Origin of the sequence: Bacillus sp. BP-3 (genome assembly GCF_028401955.1) — a bacterium.
Taxonomy (GTDB): Bacteria; Bacillota; Bacilli; order Bacillales; family Bacillaceae_G; genus Bacillus_A.
The window spans coordinates 97585-114473 of the sequence record NZ_JAQOTJ010000001.1; the positions used below are offsets into that span (position 1 = coordinate 97585).

Consider the following 16889-nt stretch of genomic DNA (forward strand, 5'->3'; position numbering starts at 1 on the left):
ATGGTTTTATTTTTAACGGCAATTATTTTTTTATTAATTGGTATCATTTATTTACAATATCGCAAGGGAAAAAATCGAAGTGCGAATTTACGTTATACATATGAAAAGCTTCATATGATTTTAGAAAAGAAAACGAATGAAAACTTATTAGTTGTGACAGATGATAAAGAGTTGAAGGCATTATTAGTGGCGATTAATTATTTATTAGATGAAAAGAAAAAAACAATTGCGAAGCATTCAAAACTGGAAATCTCCATGAGAAAAATGCTTTCTAACATTTCGCATGATTTAAAGACGCCGCTTACAGTTATTCTTGGTTATATAGAAATTTTAAATGTAGATAAAACGATAAGTAAAGAAGATCGGAAGGTATTACTAGAAAAAGTTCATACGAAAACGTTAGAAGTGCTGGATCTTATACATAAATTTTTCGACCTTGCTAAACTAGAATCCGGAGATAAAGATATTGAAATGACACGGATTTATATGAATGAAATTTGTCAGGAACATATGCTGTCATTTTATGATTTATTAACAACGCAAGGATTTGACGTTCATATCGATATACCGGAAACACCGATATATGCGCATGGAAACACAGAAGTGCTTGGAAGAATTATGAATAATTTAATTTCAAACGCAATTGCCTACGGGGGAGACGGAAAAACATTAGGGATTACATTGCGAAGTGATGAGCAATTTGTGTACGTGGACATATGGGATAAAGGAAAAGGAATCTCTGAATCTCATATCGATAAAGTGTTTGAACGGATGTACACATTAGAAGATTCACGCAATCGTTTGTATCAAGGAAGTGGACTTGGACTGACGATTACGAAGCGTCTTGTAGAAGCATTAGGGGGAGAAATTCATCTATCTAGTACGCCTTATGAGAAAACGGTATTTACGGTTATGTTAAGAAGAATCAATTATTAGCTTGTAGAAAGAGCAATTCTACAAGCTTTTTTAACTTAAGAAATTTGTAAGGAACAGGTAAGAAAAAAGAGAATTTCATTGCTTATTATATAAATATAGAACGGGAGCGAAAGGGGAATGGAAAATGACGTACGTATTGAGAACGAATCAATTAACGAAAGTGTTTCAAGGTAAAGAAGTTATTTCTAACGTAAATATGCATGTGAAACAGGGTGAAATATATGGATTTCTTGGACCAAACGGTGCTGGTAAAACAACGATTATGAAAATGATCACGAATTTAATTAAACCGACGAGCGGTGAGATTGAGATTTTCGGTGAGAAATTAACAGATACATCATATGAAGTACTAAAGCGAATGGGGACAATTATTGAATATCCAATTTTTTATGAAAAACTAACAGCTAAAGAGAATTTGAATTTACACTGCGAATATATGGGGTTCTATGACAAGAAAGCAATTGATAGGGCGTTAGACCTTGTGAATTTACACAATGTTGATGATAAGCAAGTAAAAGATTTTTCACTTGGGATGAAGCAGCGACTAGGAATTGCAAGGGCAATTACAACAAAACCAGAGTTGTTAATTTTAGATGAACCAATTAACGGTTTGGATCCAATCGGCATTAAAGAGTTACGAGAATTATTTAAAATACTTTGTAAAGAATATGGAATTACGCTGTTAGTGTCTAGCCACATTTTAGGTGAAATGGAACAAATGGCAGATACAATTGGTGTCATTCAAAACGGAAAGCTAATAAAAGAAGTTTCCATGAAAAGTATTAATGGGCAACAAACGGAGTATATTGAAGTTACTGTTCAAGATGTGAAACAAGCAGCTTATATGTTAGAAAATAGACTGCACCTGACAAATTATAAAATTATGAGTGAAAATATAATTCGCATTTATGACACATCAGCAACGCAGCAAGCTATTTCAAAAACATTGATTATGAATGATATAGAAATTGAGAGTATTAATAAAAAGAATAGTTCATTGGAAGAGTACTTCTTAAATCTTATGAATGGAGAGGGAATCCATGCTTAATTTAATAAGATTAGAACTTGTTAAATTTAAATTATGGCCAGTCATTAAAGGAGCCTTCATAGCGCTACTTGTTATGTTAGGGTTCATTACATTAATTATGCTTGATGGGGAATTTAAAAGTTACGATGATGCTTTTCGGTTTATTGATATTTTTGTGAAGGCAACCTTTATGATATTTGGAGCAAGTTTAATTGCTAAATTTATTATTCAAGAATTTAAAGAAAAGACGATGACCGTTATGTTTATGTATCCGATTAATCGTAAAAAAATGATGATTGCAAAATTGTTCATAATTATGATCTTTACATTTCTTTCGATTGTTATTTGTGACATTGTAATTTTTAGTTTCTTTTATGGATTAAATGTATATTATTCAGTCATAACAGAGCCGTTAACGATGACAATTCTTTTGCCAAATGCATCTAAATTATTAATGAATGCCATCGCAGCAACTGGAATTAGCTTAATTCCTTTGTATTTTGGTATGAAAAAGTATTCAGTGCGAACAACGATTGTATCGGCGGTTATTATTATGTCCCTGCTAACATCAAGCTTATCTGGTCATTATTCCTTATATGATATTATTTTGGTCCCTATTACATTAGCTTGTGTTGGACTATTGATTGCATATATGACCGTAAGGAAAATAGAGCAAGTGGATTTGTTTAAATAAATTAGGTGAACTAGGAGGAGAGGCCATTATGCTACACCTCATGAAGCTAGAAATAAAGAAGTTTAAATTTGGTTGGTATGTAAAAGGAGCAATGCTTGCTAACATCATTATTACGGCTTTGTTCATTTCCATGAACTATATACAGGAAGTAGAAAAAGATGTCATTATGACGAATGCTGAGGATGCTTTTTTATTGATAGGGACAATGGTAAGGGCGACGTTTATTGTGTTTGCAGCAGTATTACTTGCGCAATTAGTTATTGAAGAATATAAAAATAAGACAATCATGCTCATGTTCTCTTATCCGATTAAGCGGAAGAAAATCATTGCTAGTAAATTAGCAATTATAGCGATATTGACATTTATAACAATTTGGTTATCTAGTACGATTGTTACAGGTGCTGTCTTTCTTTTACATGGATATTTTTCATTTATATCATACTCGATTACATTTACGGACTGGATGCAGCAAGCGATCACAATGATTCCCTTTGCAGTTGCTGCTGCAGGTACAAGTTTAATTCCGCTATATTTCGGAATGCGTAAATATTCTGTTCCGGTCACAATTGTATCATCATTGTTTGTCGTTTCATTCGCTTGTTCTACTAATCCAGGATTCTCGGTGGCCGTGATTATTCCCATTCAGTTTGTCCTTGCAGCTGTTGGAATGATGATTGCCTACTTAGCAATTCGAGACATTGAGAAAAAGGATGCGATTTAGAAAGGTATAAAAGGGCGACAACCCCCTTTTATAGAGGAGGGCGAGAGCATTTGGCCGCGTATAGAAGCGGTCAGGGCCTTTTTATGCCACATGTGAGATTTAAAACAAAGGGAGAAAGCAAGTTGCGATTATGTTGTATTTTGCATAGCAAAGACTTATATGTCGAAGATCTATTTAGGGAGGAACGATTATGGATTTACTTGTACTTAATTTAGTAGGTGGGCTTATAGCGCTTTTAATAGGGGGAGTTTTGTATTACAGAAATCCAGGGCAGAAGTTTTATCTACTTATAGTGGGGATAGGGATGGCAAGTATAGTTATAACTGGAATTAGAATGCTTTTAAAATAGGTGATGATTCAGAACGATTGCAAGAAAAACGCACTCACCTGAGTCTGATAGAATATCGAACACAGATGAGTGCGTACCATATGGCTATTTTGTTTACTTAATAGAAAACATTAGTTTTTTATTTTCATAAACTCCAACAAATCGTCAAAAACTTCTTGTTGATTCTGCCATAGTTCAGGTAAGTTATCTAAGGGGAAAAATTTTAGCTGTAAGCTTTCTTTGTTATCAGTATGTAATGTTCCGTGAAAATCCTTGCAAATATAAGTCAATTTCACTAAGGCAACTTGATCGCCGTTAGCAAGTGTTCTTTCGTATTTCTTTCCAGAATACACATTAAAGAATGCAAGCTTACCTAATTTTAAACCAGTCTCTTCAAACACTTCTCTCCTTGCTGTATCTTCGACTGTCTCGCCAAATTCCATAAATCCGCCAGGCTGTCCCCACTTGCCGTTATCAGATCGTAATTGCAGAAGCACTTCGTTTTTTTCATTCAAGACAAAACAACCTGCGACCACCATAATTACTTTTTCGTGTCCAACCATATTTCGTAGATAGCTTATATAATCCATACGTTTCAGCTCCAATATTCATTTGTATCCATTATAAGTGATTTCAGGGAAATTTGTTTTGTTCTCATAGAATGAAAATGAGGTTCCTCCAAAAAAAGGAACCTCATTTTCATTTAGTAAGCAAATATTATCTCTTTGGCTCTTCCATTCCAGCTGCAGCCCACTCTTCTTTTGCTGGACCGTAAATGCCAGGAACTTTCAATCCTGCTTGACGCATAAGGACTGTCATTTGTCCGCGGTGATGGTTTTGGTGATTGATGATCGTCATAAGAAAGATTGAATTGGGCATTTGCTGTCCGAAGAAGTCATTTAAAATAGCTAAGTCTTTGTCTGTCCATTGTGTTTGAATTGCTTTAACAAATGCACTAGCAGTTTGACGATAGCTGTCTGCAATAAACTGAGCTGAAGTTGGAACAGGGAAGTCATTCGCTGGTGCGTCAAACTGGAGTCCTGTACGTGATGCGATAACAGAAATAGTGGTAACAATGTGCCATGCAATGCGTCCTAACGTCCAGTTGTCTGGTGTAACTTCTTGTGTCAGTGACTCATCAGTTAGCATATCTAATACTCTTTGTGTTGAATCTGCTTCGTATTTCCATGCTTTTAAAAAACCTTCTACAGTTTGGAACATAGAAAAAACCTCCTATGATTAGATTCAAATGGTAAATTCGTGAAAGTTTTGTCGTTTCCTTCTAGTATTTTAATTTAGAAGAGATTTTGTTTTAGTAGATGGATTTATTGTTGAAGAAGGCTCTTACGAAGAACTAAACAGAAAATCGCAGTCTTATGCTCATGTGCTGGAGAATATTTGTAGGGTGGTAATAGGATTGTAATAGTCTGAATATTATGATTGTAACGAGGCAATCCCTATACTATAATGAAAATAAGCAACATGAATACACATTCATTTATGTTAGAACGGGCGTACCGCAGAGAAGTTATGTTTTTATAATGTAGAGAAGGGGGAGTTAGAAGTGGAAAAACCATGGCTGCAAAATTATCCAAAGGAAATTCCGCACACGATTTCCTTTGATATGAAGCCTCTTCACGTGTATTTGCAGGAAGCTGCTTTACAATATCCAGAAAAGAAAGCGCTTCATTTCCTAGGGAAAGATATTACGTTTGCAGAGCTAGATCGTAAGGTTAGGCAATTTGCCAATTATCTTCAGAGGCTTGGGTTAGAAAAAGGGGACCGAGTTGCGATTATGCTGCCAAACTGTCCGCAAGGTGTGATCGGTTATTACGGAACACTATTAGCTGGTGGTGTTGTCGTGCAAACGAATCCACTTTATACAGAAAGAGAGCTTGAATACCAGCTTCATGATTCAGGTGCGAAAGTTATTCTTTGTCTCGATATTGTATTTCCGAAAGTCAGCAATGTGCAGTCTAGAGCGAATATCGAGCATGTCATTGTGACACGCATCGCCGATTATTTACCATTCCCAAAAAATTTATTGTATCCATTTGTACAGAAGAAACAAACAAATCTTGTTGTTCATGTAAAAGAAAGTGAGAATATTCACGTTTGGAAGTCTATTGAACATGCAGAGGATATAGCGGTGGATGTGCCGTGTGATCCCGAAGAAGACTTAGCTCTCTTGCAATATACAGGCGGGACGACAGGATTTCCAAAAGGTGTTATGCTTACTCATAAAAATCTTGTATCTAATACAAGGATGGGAATGCATTGGCTTTATAATTGCCGGGCAGGTGAAGAGGTTATTCTCGGAGTATTGCCGTTTTTTCATGTATATGGGATGACAGCTGTTATGAATCTGTCAATTATGGAAGCGTATAAAATGGTCCTCATTCCAAAATTTGATATTAAAATGGTATTAGAGGCAATTAAAAAACATCGCGTTACATTATTTCCTGGAGCCCCGACTATTTATATTGCGCTATTAAACTACCCTGAACTCCACAAATATGATGTTTCTTCTATTAGCGCATGTATTAGCGGATCAGCTGCTCTTCCGGTTGAAGTGCAAGAACAATTTGAACGTGTAACAGGTGGCAAGCTTGTAGAAGGATATGGTTTAACAGAATCGTCTCCAGTTACACATGGTAATTTTTTATGGACAAAGCGAGTGCCCGGAAGTATTGGTGTGCCGTGGCCAAGTACAGATGCGCGTATTCTTTCACTAGAAACAGGTGAACCGCTCTCGGTAGGTGAGGTTGGCGAAATTGCTGTGAAAGGTCCGCAAGTGATGAAAGGTTACTGGAATAAGCCAGAGGAAACAGCGGCGGTATTGAAAGATGGGTGGCTGTATACGGGTGATGTTGGCTATATGGATGAAGACGGATTTTTTTATGTGAAAGATCGGAAGAAAGACATGATAGTGGCAAGTGGGTTTAACGTATATCCGCGTGAAGTAGAAGAAGTATTATATGAACATGAAAAAGTGCAAGAAGTGGTTGTTTTGGGTATGCCTGACCCGTATCGCGGTGAAACGGTAAAAGCGTTCGTTGTTGTGAAAGATGGTGCAACATGTTCAGAAGAAGAATTAAATGCATTTGCTCGTAAATATTTAGCAGCGTATAAGGTTCCGAAAGTATATGAGTTTCGAAAGGAATTACCGAAAACGACTGTTGGGAAGATTTTGCGTCGTGTGCTAGTTGAGGAAGAGTTGCAAAAGGAAGATGATGAGCAAACGGGCTAATGCCCTTTCTTTTTTTGAGGAAATAGCATTGACAATATTTGAAATAGTCAGTATTATTGAAATGTGAATGAATCATCATTCAGTCATCTTCTTGAAGGGGATAGTACTGTGAAAAAGAATCGACCTAAATATAACCAAATTATTGATGCAGCGGTGATTGTCATCGCAGAAAATGGATACCACCAAGCTCAAGTTTCCAAAATAGCAAAGCAAGCTGGTGTTGCCGATGGAACGATATATTTATATTTCAAAAATAAAGAAGATATATTGATATCTTTATTCCAGGAGAAGATGGGAGAATTTATCGAAACAATTCGGCAAAAAACAGCAGGAATTGAAAGCGCTGTAGAGAAGTTATTTATGTTGGTAGAAACACACTTCTCTTTACTTTCGCAAAATGACCCTCTTGCTATCGTTACGCAACTAGAACTTCGCCAATCTAACCAAGACTTACGCCTCAAAATCAATGAAGTGCTGAAAGGGTACTTGCAAGTCATTGACGAAATTTTAGAAACTGGCATTAGGCAAGGAGAATTTCGTACGGATTTAAATGTCCGCGTGGCAAGACAAATGATTTTCGGAACAGTAGATGAAGTTGTCACCAACTGGGTAATGAGCGATCATAAATATGATTTGGTCGCAATTTCGAAAACGGTGCATGAGCTATTAGTAGCAGCTTGTGGTTACCGCAATTAATGGGGAGGGAGTACATTTGAATTTCCTATCTGTAACGGTGGAGGATTATATAGCAATTGTAAAGATTAATCATCCGCCAGCAAATGCGATGTCTTCACAAGTTATTAGTGAAGTTGGTGAACTACTTGATGCAGTGGAAACGGATGAGAATGTACGCGTTGTACTTGTTCATGGAGAAGGCCGATTTTTCTCAGCGGGAGCGGATATTAAAGAGTTCACTGCTGTTGAAGAAGCAAAAGAGGCAACGAAATTATCGCAACATGGACAAGTGATCTTTGAACGCGTTGAAAAATTCTCAAAGCCAATTATTGCGGCAATTCATGGCGCAGCGCTTGGTGGGGGATTAGAACTTGCGATGTCTTGCCATATGCGCTTTGTAAGTGAGACTGCAAAAATTGGTTTACCGGAGCTAACGCTAGGATTGATTCCAGGATTTGCGGGGACGCAGCGTTTACCGCGTTATGTTGGAAAAGCGAAAGCTTGTGAAATGATGTTAACAAGCGATCCGATTTCAGGTGTGGAAGCAGCTGAGATTGGGCTTGCAAACCGAGCATTTCCTGAGGAAGTATTGTTAGAAGAGACGTTAAGAGTAGCGAAAAAGATTGCTGGAAAAAGCACAGCATCTGTCTGTGCTGTATTAGAACTGCTGCAAACTACGAAGTCTTCTCATTACTATGAAGGTGTACAACGTGAGGCACAAATATTTGGTGAAGTGTTCACAAGCGAAGATGGAAGAGAAGGTGTAGCGGCGTTCCTAGAAAAACGTAAACCTTCTTTTAGCGGCAAGTAGTTCTCTATTTTTTTAATATAAATTAACAGAATATTAGGATTAACCAAATTTTCCTTTAAAAAACAAGGGGGTAAATAGAATGAACATCTACGTACTCATGAAACGAACATTTGATACAGAAGAAAAAATCGCAATTAAAAACGGTGCAATTTACGATGGCGAAGCGGAATTCATCATCAACCCTTACGATGAATATGCGATTGAAGAAGCAATTCAAGTAAGAGATGCACAAGGCGGTGAAGTGACAGTCGTTACTGTTGGCGGTGAAGATAGTGAAAAAGAACTTCGCACGGCACTTGCGATGGGCTGCGATAAAGCGGTATTGATCAACATTGAAGATGATGTTGAAAATGGCGATCAATATACAACAGCAAAAGTGCTTGTTGAGTACTTAAAAGAGAAGGATGTTGACTTAATTTTAGCTGGTAACGTAGCGATTGACGGTGCATCTGGACAAGTTGGACCACGTGTAGCGGAAGCGCTGAATATCCCATATGTAACAACAATTACAAAGCTTGAAATTGACGGTACAAACGTAAAAATCGAGCGTGATGTAGAAGGGGATACAGAAGTCATCGAAACATCTTTACCTCTTTTAGCAACAGCGCAGCAAGGTTTAAATGAACCGCGTTATCCATCGCTTCCAGGTATTATGAAAGCGAAGAAAAAGCCGCTAGAAACGTTAGAATTAGATGACTTAGATTTAGATGAAGATGATGTAGAAGCGAAAACAAAAACAATTGAAATCTATTTACCTCCTAAGAAAGATGCTGGAAAAGTGTTACAAGGCGAACTGCAAGATCAAGTAAAAGAACTTGTATCGCTATTGCATACAGAAGCGAAAGTAGTTTAAAAAATACTAGGATATCCAGGAGGGAAAACATATGGCTCGTAAAGTATTAGTAATGGGAGAAGTTCGTGACGGTTCTTTACGTAACGTTTCATTTGAGGCAGTAGCAGCCGCAAAAACAATTGCAGAAGGCGGAGAAGTTGTCAGTCTTTTACTAGGTGAAAGCGTCGCTTCATTCGCACAAGAACTTATTTCTTACGGTGCAGATCGCGTTGTGACAGTTGAAAGCGAGAAATTAGCTTCGTATACTTCTGATGGATATGCGCAAGCATTTCTAGCAGTGTATGAAGAAGAAAAGCCAGAAGGAATTGTGTTTGGACATACAGCATTAGGAAAAGATTTATCACCAAAACTTGCAGCGAAATTAGAGGCAGGTCTTGTTTCTGACGTGACAGCGTTAGAAGTGGCTGGTGGTAATGTTGTGTTCACACGTCCAATTTATTCTGGTAAAGCATTTGAGAAGAAGATTGTAACAGATGGTGTATTATTTGCGACAATTCGTCCAAATAATATTGCACCGCTTGAAAAAGATGAAGCGCGTACAGGCGATGTTTCTTCTATGACAGTCGATGTAAAAGATTTACGTACAATCATTAAAGATGTTGTTCGTAAAACAGCAGAAGGTGTCGATCTTTCTGAAGCAAAAGTAATTATTGCTGGCGGACGCGGTGTGAAAAGTGAAGATGGTTTCAAGCCGTTAAAAGAATTAGCAGATGTGCTTGGCGGAGCAGTTGGTGCGTCTCGTGGAGCTTGTGATGCAGAGTACTGCGATTATTCACTGCAAATTGGGCAAACGGGTAAAGTTGTAACGCCTGATTTATATATTGCATGTGGTATTTCTGGTGCGATTCAACATTTAGCTGGTATGTCTAACTCAAAGATTATTGTAGCAATTAACAAAGATCCAGAAGCGAATATTTTTAAAGTAGCTGACTATGGCATCGTTGGTGACCTATTTGAAGTATTACCGCTTCTAACAGAAGAGTTTAAAAAGTTAAAAGTACATTCTTAAGTTGCGCATAATGAGTTTCTAGTAAGTAATTACCCCTATAAAAATAAAGAAAAGCGAGAGGTCCCCTGCTTCTCGCTTCTTCGTTTGAATGAATTTTTGCTAGTATAAAGGTTGAGTTATTTGTTAAAATATTTAACGATACATATTATTCGCCACGTATATAAGATAATGATATACTTTGGTTAAAGGTTCATAAAGGAGGAAATAAAATGGCAATTGTAAACGCAACTGACCAAACTTTCGCAGCTGAAGCAAGCGAAGGTGTTGTATTAGTAGATTTTTGGGCACCTTGGTGTGGCCCTTGTAAAATGATTGCTCCTGTATTAGAAGAAATTGATGCAGAATTAGGCGATAAAGTAAAAGTAGTAAAAGTAGATGTGGATGAAAATCAAGAAACAGCTCGTAAATTCGAAGTAATGAGCATCCCAGCTCTTTTCGTATTAAAAGATGGTCAAGTGGTTGATCAAGCATTAGGTTACAAACCGAAAGAAGCGTTGGCTGAATTAGTATCTAAACACTTCTAATCCGAGGAAAAGCTGCCAAGTGGCAGCTTTTTTCTTATGCGAAAAAATATGGAAATGTGTATAATGTTTTCAATTTTTCCTGCTTTCTATTACAATAAAAGAACGTATGTTGGGAAAGAGGTTGTTGTATTTCTCTAAGAGAAATACGAATGATAAACATGAAAGGAACGGAGGAATACGAGTGCACGAGCATTTAAAAGAAAAGTTAGCGATTTTACCGGACCAACCGGGCTGTTATTTAATGAAAGATAAGCAAGGAACAGTTATCTATGTCGGGAAGGCCAAGGTGTTAAAAAATCGTGTGCGCTCGTATTTTACTGGTTCACATGATGGAAAAACACTTCGGCTTGTAGGAGAAATTGTTGATTTTGAATATATTGTCACCTCCTCGAATCTGGAGGCTCTTATTTTAGAATTAAATTTAATTAAAAAATATGATCCAAAGTATAATATCCAATTAAAAGATGATAAAACATACCCATTTATTAAAATTACAGCTGAAAAAGAGCCACGTTTGCTTATTACGAGAAATATAAAAAAGGATAAAGGGAAATATTTTGGTCCATATCCAAATTCGCAGTCAGCCCATGAAACGAAAAAGCTGTTAGATCGTATGTATCCGCTTCGGAAATGTACAAATATACCAGATAAAGTTTGTTTATATTATCATATGGGACAATGCTTAGCGCCATGTGTACAAGAGGTAACAGATGAACAAAATAAAGAAATTGTTGATGGAATTATTAAGTTTTTAAATGGTGGACATAAAGAAATTCGTTCGGAATTGGAAGCGAAAATGTTTGAAGCATCAGAGAAATTAGAGTTTGAACGCGCGAAAGAATTGCGTGATCAAATTGCTCATATGGATGCGATTATGGAAAAACAAAAAATGATTATGAACGACTTAGTCGACCGGGATGTATTTGGTTATGCGGTTGATAAAGGATGGATGTGCGTGCAAGTATTTTTCGTTCGAAAAGGAAAGTTAATTGAACGAGATGTTTCGATGTTTCCGATTTATGATGATCCGGAAGAAGGATTTCTAACATTTATCGGGCAATTTTATGAACAAAATAACCACTTTAAACCGAAAGAAATTGTCGTGCCAAGCAGCATTGATCATGAATTGATTGGGAAATTTATGGATGTAGAAGCAACGCAGCCAAAACGGGGCAAGAAAAAAGAACTTGTCGACCTAGCAAGTAAGAATGCTAAAATTGCGCTGCATGAAAAATTTTATTTAATTGAACGCGACGAAGAACGCTCCATTAGGGCGGTAGAAAACTTAGGAGCACAGCTAAGGATTGAAACACCACATAGAATTGAAGCATTTGATAATTCTAACATTCAAGGGACAAATCCGGTTTCCGCGATGATTGTCTTTATCGATGGAAAACCTGCTAAAAAAGAGTATCGCAAATATAAAATTAAAACGGTGCAAGGGCCCGATGATTATGAATCGATGCGTGAAGTTGTGCGCCGCCGTTATACCCGTGTTTTAAAAGAAAGCTTACCACTTCCAGATTTAATTGTAATTGATGGCGGAAAAGGTCATCTTGCCGCAGTAGCTGATGTGTTAGAAAATGAACTCGGTCTTTCTATACCAACAGCAGGGCTCGTGAAAGATGATAAACACCGCACGTCACATTTAATAATTGGTGAACCGCCAGAACCTATTTTATTAGAGCGTAACAGCCAGGAGTTTTACTTATTACAGCGTATTCAAGACGAAGTGCACCGCTTTGCGATTACGTTTCATCGTCAAATTCATGGGAAATCTGTTATTCAATCAGCATTGGATGATATACCAGGAATCGGAGAAAAACGGAAGAAAACACTTTTAAAACATTTTGGTTCTCTAAAGAAAATGAAAGAAGCGTCTGTTGCAGACATTATAGAAGCTGGAATGCCGCAAAAAATAGCCGAAACCATTCATACGTATTTGACAGGGAAGACATTGTAAGTGGCAATGTCTTCTTTTTTTGTAATCCAAGAATGTCACAAATAATAGAAAGTGATGGTTTATACTATAGGGAAAGTGAAGCCCCCATTGCACGCAAATAGAGGAATAAAAAAGTCAACTGGACGTGATGTCTAGTTGACTGATAAATGTGTATTATACTTCGACAGGATCTTTTACATCCCATTGCACAAGAAATGTAACAGAGCTAGAGCGCTTTTTCTTTTCTTCGTAAGATTCAGCAATCACACTGCGTTGCTTTTGGATTTGTTCGGCAATAAAACCAGCTTCTAATTGGTAGGAAGAATGTCTTTTTTGTTGCTCACGTTCTTCAATAAGAGTACCTGTTAGTTTAAATTGCATTTCACGACGTTTATGTTCAATGATTGTTAAGTCGCCCCAACCAGCCATTACGAAAAATTGGATCATTTCATCGATTGTTTCTAACGGGTATTTTCGTGCTAAATTTCTGCCAGCCCAATATAAAATGGCATCTAATTCTTTCCCTATTAAATCAGGGAGTAACTCTTCACGAAGCAATTCATAGGCAAACGCATTGATTGAAATATTTTGTAAAGATTCGCTCTCAATTTTTTTTGTACTCACAATATTCCCCACTTTCTATACTGCCAATATTATATACCATTTTATATATATAAACACAGCTATTTCTTTGGAAAAAATCTGATGTAGAGAATGAAAAAAGGAATATGAAAATTATATACAGATTATGTATACGTTTTCTTGACGCTTCGACAAAAATAGGAGTAAAATGAACATGTTATCAAATTATGCTGAAATATTGCGAATAATTTTTTCAGTTTTTCTTATAACAATAGTGGGAAAATGCTATTGTTATAAAGCAATGCGACAAACAACAGTCAAACATTCGAGGGGGTAATGGGGACATGAAAGGCCGCGAGTATACATTTCGCAAGTGGCACTCGTTACTGGGTGTCATTCCAATTGGCGTCTTTATGACGCAACATTTAGTAATTAACAATTTTGCAACAAGAGGAGCAGAGGCGTTTAATAGTGCTGCTCATTTCATGGAAGTACTTCCATTCCGGTACGCATTAGAAATCTTTGTGATTTTCTTACCGATTTTGTACCATGCTGTATATGGTTTATATATCGCATTTACAGCAAAGAACAATGCAACATCGTATAGCTATTTCCGCAACTGGATGTTCGTTTTGCAACGATTTACTGGAGTAATTACACTTATATTCCTATCTTGGCATATTTGGGAAACTCGCATTCAAGCTGCGCTCGGACAAACGGTAAACTATGATATGATGGCAGATATTTTAAGAAATCCATTTATGTTTGGCTTCTATTTAGTTGGGGTTGTATCAGCTATTTTCCACTTTGCAAATGGATTATGGACATTCTTTATTAGCTGGGGTATCACAGTGTCACCACGTTCACAGCGTATTTCTACGTATGTAACATTAGCAATTTTCTTAGCATTATCATACGTAGGAGTGAGCGCGTTATTTGCGTTCATTAATCCAAATCTAGCAAACTTGTAAGGAGTGGGAGAGCATGAAAGGGAAACTTATCGTAGTTGGCGGTGGATTAGCCGGTTTAATGGCAACGATTAAAGCAGCGGAAGCAGGCGTGAACGTAGAACTATTCTCTTTAGTACCAGTGAAACGTTCTCACTCTGTATGCGCGCAAGGCGGCATTAACGGTGCTGTAAATACAAAAGGTGAAGGGGATTCTCCATGGATCCACTTTGACGATACAATTTATGGAGGAGACTTCTTAGCGAACCAACCTCCTGTAAAGGCGATGTGCGATGCAGCACCTGGTATTATTCACTTAATGGATCGTATGGGTGTTATGTTTAACCGTACGGAAGAAGGATTACTAGACTTCCGTCGCTTCGGTGGAACACAGCATCACCGCACAGCATTCGCTGGTGCAACAACAGGACAGCAATTATTATATGCATTAGATGAGCAAGTACGCCGTCATGAAGTAGCAGGTCTTGTTACGAAATATGAGGGCTGGGATTTCTTACGCGCTGTTGTAGATGACGAAGGCGTATGCCGTGGAATCGTAGCGCAAGATTTACAATCTATGGAGATTAAAAGTTTTCCAGCAGATGCCGTAATTATGGCAACAGGGGGCCCTGGTATCATTTTTGGAAAATCTACTAACTCTATTATTAATACAGGTACAGCAGCATCTGCTGTATATCAACAAGGTGCATATTATGCAAACGGTGAGTTCATCCAAATCCACCCAACAGCAATTCCAGGCGATGATAAATTACGCCTTATGAGTGAATCTGCACGTGGTGAAGGCGGTCGTGTTTGGACGTATAAAGACGGAAAACCATGGTATTTCCTTGAAGAGAAATATCCTGCATACGGAAACCTTGTACCTCGTGATATTGCAACGCGTGAAATTTTCGATGTGTGCGTTGAGCAAAAGCTTGGTATTAACGGCGAAAACATGGTATATCTTGACCTTTCTCATAAAGATCCGAAGGAGCTTGATATTAAACTTGGTGGAATCATTGAAATCTATGAAAAATTCATGGGTGACGATCCACGTAAAGTACCGATGAAAATCTTCCCGGCGGTTCACTACTCAATGGGCGGACTATGGGTTGACTATAAGCAAATGACAAATATTCCAGGATTATTCGCAGCAGGTGAGTGTGATTACTCTATGCACGGTGGTAACCGACTAGGTGCTAACTCATTATTATCAGCGATTTACGGTGGTATGGTAGCGGGACCAAATGCAATTGAGTATATGAAAGGTCTTTCAAAATCATCAGATGCTGTTTCATCTGCTTTATATGAGCAAAATGAATTAATCGAAACTGAGAAGTTCAACAATATTTTAACGTTAGATGGTAATGAAAATGCATATATTCTTCATAAAGAGCTTGGAGAATGGATGACAGATAACGTAACCGTAGTTCGTGAAAATAAAAAATTATTAGAAACAGATGCAAAAATCGTAGAGTTAATCGAGCGTTATAAACGTATTAACATTAACGATACAGCGAAGTGGAGCAACCAAGGTGCTTCGTTTACACGTCAACTGGCAAATATGCTTGAATTAGCTCGTGTTATTACAATTGGTGCATATAACCGTAATGAAAGTCGCGGTGCACATTATAAACCAGAATTCCCAGATCGTGATGATGAGAACTTCTTAAAAACTACAATGGCGAAGTTTGAGGGAGCAGGAAATGCACCAGCATTCCATTACGAAGAGGTTGATATTTCATTAATCCAACCACGTAAGCGCGATTATTCTTCAAAACATGAAGTAGCTGCTAAGGGAGAAGAGAAGGGGGATAAGCAACATGTCTGAGAAAACAATCCGCCTTATTATTACAAGACAGGACGGCCCAAACTCACAGGAGTATGATCAAGAGTTTGAAATTCCATATCGCCCAAATATGAATATTATTTCGGCATTAATGGAAATTCGTCGTAATCCTGTTGATACGAAAGGAAATAAGACAACACCTATCGCTTGGGATATGAACTGTTTAGAAGAAGTGTGTGGTGCATGTTCGATGGTAATCAACGGAAAACCACGTCAATCATGTACAGCGCTTATTGATAAACTAGAGCAACCAATTCGCTTAAAACCGATGAAAACATTCCCGGTTATTCGTGACCTGCAAGTAGACCGTAGTCGTATGTTTAACGCGTTAAAACGTGTAAAAGCATGGATTCCAATTGATGGTACGTATGACTTAGGTCCAGGGCCGAGAATGCCAGAGAAGAAGCGTCAGTGGGCATATGAATTATCAAAATGCATGACTTGCGGTGTATGTTTAGAGTCATGTCCAAACGTAAACAGCAAATCTGATTTTATCGGTCCAGCACCGCTTTCACAAGCACGTTTATTTAATGCACATCCAACGGGTGAAATGCATAAAGCAGATCGTTTGCGTGCAATCATGGGCGATGGGGGACTTGCAAACTGCGGTAACTCACAAAACTGTGTACAATCTTGTCCAAAAGGAATTCCATTAACGACATCGATTGCTGCATTAAACCGTGATACAACGATTCAATCCTTTAAAGATTTCTTTGGTAGTGACAATAACTATTAATTTAA

Annotated in this window: 18 protein-coding genes; 15 read left to right on the top strand and 3 right to left on the bottom strand. The window is 37.6% G+C overall.

Features of this window, described 5'->3' with window-relative positions:
- The 5 genes from PLX19_RS00515 (at position 1) to PLX19_RS00535 (ending at position 3727) form a co-directional block, all read left to right on the top strand.
- Positions 1 to 936: a HAMP domain-containing histidine kinase gene (locus tag PLX19_RS00515; protein WP_272186565.1), complete on the top strand. Its 936-nt coding sequence runs from the start codon at positions 1 to 3 to the stop codon at positions 934 to 936.
- 124 nt (positions 937 to 1060) lie between these two features.
- Positions 1061 to 1984: an ABC transporter ATP-binding protein gene (locus tag PLX19_RS00520; protein WP_272186566.1), complete on the top strand. Its 924-nt coding sequence runs from the start codon at positions 1061 to 1063 to the stop codon at positions 1982 to 1984.
- Positions 1977 to 2657 carry an ABC transporter permease gene (locus PLX19_RS00525; protein WP_272186567.1) on the top strand — a complete coding sequence of 227 codons (681 nt, stop codon included), beginning with the start codon at positions 1977 to 1979 and terminating at the stop codon, positions 2655 to 2657. The genes PLX19_RS00520 and PLX19_RS00525 overlap by 8 nt, the downstream gene beginning before the upstream one ends.
- A 28-nt stretch (positions 2658 to 2685) precedes the next feature.
- The gene (locus PLX19_RS00530; RefSeq protein WP_272186568.1) at positions 2686 to 3378 is read left to right on the top strand and encodes an ABC transporter permease; all 693 of its coding nucleotides are present in this window, start codon (positions 2686 to 2688) and stop codon (positions 3376 to 3378) included.
- Positions 3379 to 3568: 190 nt separating this feature from the next.
- Positions 3569 to 3727, top strand: a complete 159-nt coding sequence (locus PLX19_RS00535; RefSeq protein WP_272186569.1) for a hypothetical protein — start codon at positions 3569 to 3571, stop codon at positions 3725 to 3727.
- Positions 3728 to 3837: 110 nt separating this feature from the next.
- Here the strand turns inward: PLX19_RS00535 and PLX19_RS00540 are convergent, their stop codons facing one another.
- Together PLX19_RS00540 and PLX19_RS00545 are read right to left on the bottom strand one after the other, a co-directional pair.
- The gene (locus PLX19_RS00540; RefSeq protein WP_272186570.1) at positions 3838 to 4296 is read right to left on the bottom strand and encodes an NUDIX hydrolase; all 459 of its coding nucleotides are present in this window, start codon (positions 4294 to 4296) and stop codon (positions 3838 to 3840) included.
- Between the two features lie 127 nt (positions 4297 to 4423).
- A complete protein-coding gene (locus tag PLX19_RS00545) occupies positions 4424 to 4927 on the bottom strand; it encodes a DinB family protein (protein WP_272186571.1) in 504 nt (167 codons plus the stop codon).
- 343 nt (positions 4928 to 5270) lie between these two features.
- On the opposite strand from PLX19_RS00545, the gene PLX19_RS00550 reads away from it, so the two are divergent.
- The 7 genes from PLX19_RS00550 to uvrC all read left to right on the top strand — a co-directional run bounded on the left by PLX19_RS00550 (position 5271) and on the right by uvrC (position 12791).
- Positions 5271 to 6956, top strand: coding sequence for a long-chain-fatty-acid--CoA ligase (locus PLX19_RS00550; protein ID WP_272186572.1), 1686 nt, complete (start codon positions 5271 to 5273; stop codon positions 6954 to 6956).
- Between the two features lie 108 nt (positions 6957 to 7064).
- Complete coding sequence (locus PLX19_RS00555; RefSeq protein ID WP_429757153.1) at positions 7065 to 7652, top strand: TetR/AcrR family transcriptional regulator; 588 nt, start codon at positions 7065 to 7067, stop codon at positions 7650 to 7652.
- A 16-nt stretch (positions 7653 to 7668) separates the two neighbouring features.
- Complete coding sequence (locus PLX19_RS00560; RefSeq protein ID WP_272186574.1) at positions 7669 to 8442, top strand: enoyl-CoA hydratase; 774 nt, start codon at positions 7669 to 7671, stop codon at positions 8440 to 8442.
- Positions 8443 to 8521: 79 nt separating this feature from the next.
- On the top strand, positions 8522 to 9295 hold the full coding sequence (etfB, locus tag PLX19_RS00565; protein ID WP_272186575.1) for an electron transfer flavoprotein subunit beta: 774 nt from the start codon (positions 8522 to 8524) through the stop codon (positions 9293 to 9295).
- 31 nt (positions 9296 to 9326) lie between these two features.
- Positions 9327 to 10304: an electron transfer flavoprotein subunit alpha/FixB family protein gene (locus PLX19_RS00570; RefSeq protein ID WP_272186576.1), complete on the top strand. Its 978-nt coding sequence runs from the start codon at positions 9327 to 9329 to the stop codon at positions 10302 to 10304.
- 209 nt (positions 10305 to 10513) lie between these two features.
- On the top strand, positions 10514 to 10828 hold the full coding sequence (trxA, locus tag PLX19_RS00575) for a thioredoxin (protein WP_098914164.1): 315 nt from the start codon (positions 10514 to 10516) through the stop codon (positions 10826 to 10828).
- 181 nt (positions 10829 to 11009) lie between these two features.
- The gene (gene uvrC, locus PLX19_RS00580; protein WP_272186577.1) at positions 11010 to 12791 is read left to right on the top strand and encodes an excinuclease ABC subunit UvrC; all 1782 of its coding nucleotides are present in this window, start codon (positions 11010 to 11012) and stop codon (positions 12789 to 12791) included.
- A 153-nt stretch (positions 12792 to 12944) separates the two neighbouring features.
- Here uvrC and PLX19_RS00585 read toward each other — a convergent pair whose 3' ends face one another.
- Positions 12945 to 13394, bottom strand: coding sequence for a YslB family protein (locus PLX19_RS00585; protein WP_272186578.1), 450 nt, complete (start codon positions 13392 to 13394; stop codon positions 12945 to 12947).
- Positions 13395 to 13696: 302 nt separating this feature from the next.
- On the opposite strand from PLX19_RS00585, the gene PLX19_RS00590 reads away from it, so the two are divergent.
- The 3 genes from PLX19_RS00590 to sdhB are packed head-to-tail and all read left to right on the top strand — an operon-like array spanning position 13697 to position 16884.
- A complete protein-coding gene (locus tag PLX19_RS00590; protein WP_272186579.1) occupies positions 13697 to 14323 on the top strand; it encodes a succinate dehydrogenase cytochrome b558 subunit in 627 nt (208 codons plus the stop codon).
- Positions 14324 to 14336: 13 nt separating this feature from the next.
- Positions 14337 to 16130 carry a succinate dehydrogenase flavoprotein subunit gene (gene sdhA, locus PLX19_RS00595; protein ID WP_272186580.1) on the top strand — a complete coding sequence of 598 codons (1794 nt, stop codon included), beginning with the start codon at positions 14337 to 14339 and terminating at the stop codon, positions 16128 to 16130.
- Positions 16123 to 16884: a succinate dehydrogenase iron-sulfur subunit gene (sdhB, locus tag PLX19_RS00600; RefSeq protein ID WP_272186581.1), complete on the top strand. Its 762-nt coding sequence runs from the start codon at positions 16123 to 16125 to the stop codon at positions 16882 to 16884. The genes sdhA and sdhB overlap by 8 nt, the downstream gene beginning before the upstream one ends.
- Positions 16885 to 16889: the final 5 nt, after the last annotated feature.

Excerpts from the sequence above, each read along its gene's own strand:
- PLX19_RS00515 (WP_272186565.1), top strand. The coding sequence starts at position 1 with ATGGTTTTATTTTTAACGGCAATTATTTTTTTATTAATTGGTATCATT.
- PLX19_RS00520 (WP_272186566.1), top strand. The coding sequence starts at position 1,061 with ATGACGTACGTATTGAGAACGAATCAATTAACGAAAGTGTTTCAAGGT.
- PLX19_RS00525 (WP_272186567.1), top strand. The coding sequence starts at position 1,977 with ATGCTTAATTTAATAAGATTAGAACTTGTTAAATTTAAATTATGGCCA.
- PLX19_RS00530 (WP_272186568.1), top strand. The coding sequence starts at position 2,686 with ATGCTACACCTCATGAAGCTAGAAATAAAGAAGTTTAAATTTGGTTGG.
- PLX19_RS00535 (WP_272186569.1), top strand. The coding sequence starts at position 3,569 with ATGGATTTACTTGTACTTAATTTAGTAGGTGGGCTTATAGCGCTTTTA.
- PLX19_RS00540 (WP_272186570.1), bottom strand. The coding sequence starts at position 4,296 with ATGGATTATATAAGCTATCTACGAAATATGGTTGGACACGAAAAAGTA.
- PLX19_RS00545 (WP_272186571.1), bottom strand. The coding sequence starts at position 4,927 with ATGTTCCAAACTGTAGAAGGTTTTTTAAAAGCATGGAAATACGAAGCA.
- etfB (WP_272186575.1), top strand. The coding sequence starts at position 8,522 with ATGAACATCTACGTACTCATGAAACGAACATTTGATACAGAAGAAAAA.
- PLX19_RS00570 (WP_272186576.1), top strand. The coding sequence starts at position 9,327 with ATGGCTCGTAAAGTATTAGTAATGGGAGAAGTTCGTGACGGTTCTTTA.
- trxA (WP_098914164.1), top strand. The coding sequence starts at position 10,514 with ATGGCAATTGTAAACGCAACTGACCAAACTTTCGCAGCTGAAGCAAGC.
- PLX19_RS00590 (WP_272186579.1), top strand. The coding sequence starts at position 13,697 with ATGAAAGGCCGCGAGTATACATTTCGCAAGTGGCACTCGTTACTGGGT.
- sdhA (WP_272186580.1), top strand. The coding sequence starts at position 14,337 with ATGAAAGGGAAACTTATCGTAGTTGGCGGTGGATTAGCCGGTTTAATG.
- sdhB (WP_272186581.1), top strand. The coding sequence starts at position 16,123 with ATGTCTGAGAAAACAATCCGCCTTATTATTACAAGACAGGACGGCCCA.